Origin of the sequence: Pseudoalteromonas sp. Z9A5 (assembly GCF_011378875.1) — a bacterium.
Lineage (GTDB): Bacteria > Pseudomonadota > Gammaproteobacteria > Enterobacterales > Alteromonadaceae > Pseudoalteromonas.
Map to the genome: position 1 here is coordinate 1 of NZ_WTLC01000078.1, position 6015 is coordinate 6015.

The 6015-nt window shown below is 37.2% G+C and carries 1 protein-coding gene and 1 pseudogene; one reads left to right on the forward strand and one right to left on the reverse strand.

Translation table 11 applies throughout. The annotated features are described in order from the left end of the window. Positions 1-219: 219 nt before the first annotated feature. Positions 220-2520 (reverse strand): hypothetical protein, encoded by a 2301-nt coding sequence (locus GQR56_RS20870; RefSeq protein ID WP_166115248.1) that lies wholly within the window; start codon positions 2518-2520, stop codon positions 220-222. A gap of 424 nt (positions 2521-2944) precedes the next feature. Between GQR56_RS20870 and GQR56_RS20875 the strand changes: the two are divergent. Beyond that, positions 2945-5774, forward strand: a pseudogene (locus GQR56_RS20875) (TonB-dependent receptor); the annotation flags it as partial. Positions 5775-6015 lie beyond the last annotated feature (241 nt).

Below are 6015 nucleotides of genomic sequence, written 5' to 3' on the forward strand. Positions count from 1 at the left end.
AAATAGCTGAATATCAAGCATGAGAATGCTCCTTGTAAAAAGGAGTATAAGATCATACTTTGAAGTCAAGGTAAAGTTCGTGATCTTGCCCTGAAGAATAGCCTTCATTTAATGATTGAATTTTATTATAGAAACTATTTAGATTCTAAATTACGGGGTAAATAGTTATCTTTTTTAGGTGAATATATAAGCTCTGGCACAACTCACATATCCTCGATATTATTGTGTTATATCCACTTTATTAGTCCAAGCTTCTGGCATGTTAAGTGCGCCAACCGCTTTAACCATACAGCGAATTTCTTTCCCAGACTCTTCACTCGTAATATCGTAAGTATTAGTTGCTGTGTATGTTAACGGATAGCCATCAGCAAACCAATAATAACGAATATCTGTAATATCTTGTAAATTAGCTTGGCAAGTTATGGTGCCACCAACTGCTTTTTCCCCTGTAATAATTGGTCTACTGATAAAGGGTTTTGGGATTTTTATTATGTTTGATGTTTTTTGTAGTACTTCAATAGAGTCGATAGTAAAACTTGTTTGCTCAGGCGATGGCTCAAGGAAATAGTCATACTTTAATGCATAGTCAACTTGAAGATCGAGTCTTTCAAGATAAGTAGGAGGTGTTGGAACACGCCCGACTTCAACCCATTTATCGTTTCCTGCTTCATCTTTAATAGTTACATTTATATAGGTTATGTCATTATTAATGACAAATTCCCAAGTGTGGTATTGTCCATCCCAAAATTCAAGACCACCTTCAATTTTACTTTTTTGTTCGGTTAGCTCTCCTCCATATGCTTTGTAACTTTTATAGCTAGAGTCATCTTTTGCAAATATATTGGGAACATGAGCATAGTGATAGTGAGAAGCGAGTCCGTTTAACCACGATCCATTTTTACCATGAAATTCAAACCAATCAATTTCGATGCGATTTGCCGTTCGCCAAAACAAAAAGTCAGGATCATATGACCAAAATGCAGGGAATAATCCGTCAGGTAAATTTTCTTGTTCTATTTTAGGAAACATACTACGAATTCGGAATATTTTAGCTCCACTCCAAGTATAGCCATGTCCAAGATCATTCACGCTATAAAAGGCACTTCCTCTCCATCGCTCATTTTTTTTGATTAATAATAGAGTCTGTTTTTCTTCATTTATATTGTAGGGGTAAGCATTATCTGTTTCATTTGGTGCTATGAGTTGGGCTTTACCGCCAACCGCAGGATTGAATCCTGGGGCTGACCAAAGGTCAGATTCACCACTAAAGCTCGCTTTTACTCGGTTATTACGAAAGTCATCATAGAATACTCTTTCAAAGTCGTCTGTAGGTACACGCTCACCGCCGCCATTAACTTTAACTTCAGTACTGTTAATAGAGCTCCCCCAAGCTGTCCATTCTTTTTCGTTATGAATATAACGATAAGGGAAGTCTTCAGCATCCATTACAGGTCTATTACTCTTATAAGGGTGCTTGTTTGGCAGATCAATTGAAGATATTCCATTACTAAATAACGCTTTATTAGTACTTAGACGATAAGCAGCCCAGCCAGTCATTTTTTGAACCATAGCTTCTGATGGTTCAGTTAAACCAAATACTAATGAATCATATGCCCAAGCCATATTACCAATATCTTTATCGCCAATGTATGAAGAAGTATTACTAATCCACTCGCCTGAAAAGCGGTCTGGTTGGGCTGTTTCACTAGATATTAATGTACCATTTACTGAGGCGAACATTTGACCATAACGGATCCCGGCAACAATAACATTCCATGTTTTACCATCTGCAACCACGCCATTTTTAGTGGTCATAATTCGTTTATCAAGACCATTATTATTAAGTCCTACATACTGAATACTTAGACCATTTGTTTTGTTATACCAGATTTTAGGAGATGACTTATTTGAACCTTCACCTTGATTAATATCTAATAAAATCGTTTCAGCATTATCACCTGTATTAGCATCGATCCTAAATGTAAAAAGCATCCATCTGTAATTCCACCTAGCATCACGTTGACCCGGCATCATTAAATGTTGCCCAGAATTCTCCGTAAATTCAATACCATTATTTTTTCTTGTTTTGGCTGGTTGAAGGGAGAGATTTGCTTGTGTTGCATTAGCTATAATAGTTCCGCGCGAAGAATGATTTATTACATTACCTATTAAAGTGTCTTCTTGAAAATAAGCAGACATAAGCCACTCAGGAAAAAGGTTTAAAGCCCACGGAACTTTGGTTGTGCTATCAATTGCGCGTTTGGGAATACGCAGCGATAATGGGAGTCGACCAGTGGTTTGCTCTAGTACTGTTACCTTACCATCATCATTAGTGTCGTAATTAGCGTTGATTTCTGGGTATTTTTCCCCAAGAAAATCAAGTAACAATTTACGTTCGTAGTCATCATATAAGCCATTGTCATCTAGATCAAAGTTAGATTTTGCACTGTGGGCGTTGCTGTCATTGATAAACCAAATAATAAAACATACAGCAATGATTAATTTAATATTACTTTTCATAAATAAGCTCCTATTCAAAGTTAATTTATTAGGAATATTCATCCAAGCGAGTATTAAAATACAAAACATGAATAAACAACGATATATAAACTAGTTATATTTAGCAGTGTTTTAGCGTGTGACTTAATTAAGACGATTATTAAAAGTAAAAACTCCTTTTCTTCCACTTTTAAAAGTGGTTCTTTAGCATTGCGCTAATGAATTTTATCAGTCATAAAGTTCTTTAATTAACTTTAGTCTATATTTTTTAGAAGATCTACTTAACATCTTTTAAAAATAAGGAGCAGCTTAGATATTAAAGGTGTGCTTTTACATGAAAAGCTTTATTTAAGGTCATCTAAAAGTTGTAAAATTAATATTCTATACCTATTAGTTGTTCGCAATAAGATTTATTTAGTTTTGCTTAAACTTAGGTATATTTTTATACACACTGGCATTTAGTGCAGAAACAACCGATGAAGCAAAAATAAAAAAAGATATGGAAGTAATAGAAGCACGTGGTATCCGTTCAAGTATGGCTGAAAACTTAGACGTAAAACGTATGTCTGGCTCTGTGGTTGATGCAATTACCGCTGAAGATCCCTGATAAAAACGTTGCCGACTCACTTCAGCGCGTACCCGGAGTGGTAATTGAGCGTGACGGCGGGGAAGGTTCATCAGTTAGTATTCGTGGTTTATCGTCAGAACTTACTTTTAGACAGCTTAATGGTAATTTTATTGCGTCTTCTCCAGGGGAGCCTTCGCGTTCGTTTGATTATGCTTTGTTACCGTCTTCAATGATTGAAAGTGTTGAGGTTTATAAATCGCCAGAGGCACGTTTAGATGAAGGTGGGGTTGGTGGCACTGTATTAATGCACAGCCGAAAACCTTTAAATATGGATGTAAACTCAGGTGTATTTAATGTAGAGAGTACTTACGCTGATGTTACAAAAGAGTATGAGCCGCAGTTTACGGGTTTATATTCATGGGAAAATGACGACGAAAACGTTGGTATATTAGTTGGCTATACATATAAGGAGCGAACAAACAGAACGCTTTCGGGCGGTACTGATGCCAATGTGTGGCGCTATACTGGCACTGGGCAAGCAATAGGTATAAATGGTAATGCAGTTAATAACAATAATGGTTGGGATACTATTAGTGATGCAGGTGGTAATAGTTACTATGGCGTTTGGTTTCCGCAAGTTGTTCGAGGTTCAGTACTTAACGAAAAACGTGAGCGCGAAGGGATCCAATTTAGTACGCAATGGCGACCAACAAATCGTTTAGAGCTTGGCTTTAATTATTTTGGTTTTACATTAGGGTAAGACAGAACAGAATCTGTGATTGATATACCAGAGTGGTCTTTAAATCCTGATTTTTTAACTGATGTAAATCTTGATGAGTCGGGAACTATTGTTACTGGTATGCAATACGATGCGATGGCAAGCGGTATTGAAACTGATATGCAGTTTCCGTGGGTGCGCGGCAGTTATGTGCGCGAAGAATCGACCTCCAATACGTTTGATTTTAACTTAACCTATGAAGGCGATAATTTTAAAGCGCGTTTTGTCGTGGGTAATGCAAAATCAGAAGGAGGACCAGAAGAAAGCTGGGAATCCGCATATAAAAGCTCAAACGCGGGCGAAAACGCCACTGCTATGCAAAACGCTGCTCAAACGGCAGGCTGGTCACTCAACCAAAATAATATATCACTTAATATTGACCCTAATACATTAACTAACTTACAAAATGGAATTGGAGGCGGTCGTGATGCGGGCTCTTCAAACTCAAGTTTTGTACGCAGTGAGCTAGAGGAAGATTACTACCAAGCTGATATGGGTTTTTATGTTGATTGGGGCTTTTTAAAAACAATTAGAACCGGTGTTAAATACCGCAACTCAACTCTTCATCGTGAAACTGGTAATACCTTCTTTTTAGATCCTAATTTTGATATAGCTGCGGGTGAAGCAAGGTATTACGCGTTTTGACAGCTACCAATGGAATGGTGGAATGCCATTAGCTCAAAATGTATTTACAAGTGAGAGTAATATAGTAGGCGGGTTTGAAATAAACCAAATGCCAAGCATCGACTGGGACAAATACCGCGATATGGTCACTGCTGAGTATGTACCTTATACACGTATTGAAGATAACTTTGTTTACGACATTGAAGAGAAAATATCTGCTTTTTATATTCAAGGCGATTTTGAGTTTAGTGAAGTAAGAGGTAATTTGGGAGTGCGTGTTGTGCAAATAAAAACATTTACTTCATCTACCGACTTATATACCTACCAATTAGATCACACAAATGATGAAACTGGCGAGCCGTAACTGGTGACGCACGCTTTGTAAAAGACTATCAATTAGTCACTCAAAAAAACAAAGACACTCAAATACTACCAAGCTTTAATATAGCGTGGGATGCAACTGACGATTTAGTTATTCGTGGGGCAATAGCAAAAGTAATGTCTCGTCCTGATTACAGCGATTTAGGTGCGCAGCAGCGTATTACGTTTGTATCGGATGAATGGGCAGATGATAGAGTTGCATTTAATGAACAACCAGGCTTTAGCGGCAGTGGCGGTGATAAAAACTTAAAGCCATTTGAATCGGTGCAGGCTGATTTATCTATTGAGTATTATTATGCAAAGGGTTCTGCGGTTGGATTGGCGTTTTTTCATAAGAAAGTAGACAACTTTGTCGTGCCACTGGTAATAGGTGTAGAGCAAAGCTTTGTCGGTAAAAATAATATAGTAGATGCAGGTATTATTAATATCGCTCCGTACAGTATTGTGGGTAATGGTAATGGTACAGATGCAGTATCTAAAGGCGCAGAAGTATTTATTCAGCATGCGTTTGATAATGGTTTTGGTTTTTACGCAAACTACAACTATAACAAAACCAATAAGGCCGAGGTAACAGTAAATGGTGAAGAGTTTGGTCAGTCGGCATTAATAGGTAGTGCAAAGTATCAGTACAACACTTCTGTTTACTATGAAGGTGACGCCTTTAATATACGTGCATCATATAATAAACGAGAGATGACAGTATTGGGGCTCAATAGTGGGTTAAATGTATATCAAGATCCATACGAACAGGTTGATGTTAATGCGTCGGTTAACTTATACGAAGGACTAAGTTTCACAGCTGCCGTCATTAATTTAACTAAGTCGGAATCGGTAACGCGTTTAGGTAATGATACAGATGCACGATTACTTAACTCAAGCTATTCAGGGCGACGCTATTACGCAGGCTTTAATTATAATTTTTAATTAACGGCATACGTAATAATTTATTAAACGCCAATTAAAAACCGTAGTTGGCTTAGTCTAACGCACCTAATATTGTAGTTTTATGTATGCACATAGTTTTACTGCTCATATGTTGGTTGTTTAATAGGCGGAATAAACCCTACAGCCCTTTATTTGTATAGCTTTCATACTAAATTCATTTAATTGTCAAAAAGCTGAAATAAAGTATTGACCCTCACTCGTTTATCCCTATAATGCGACC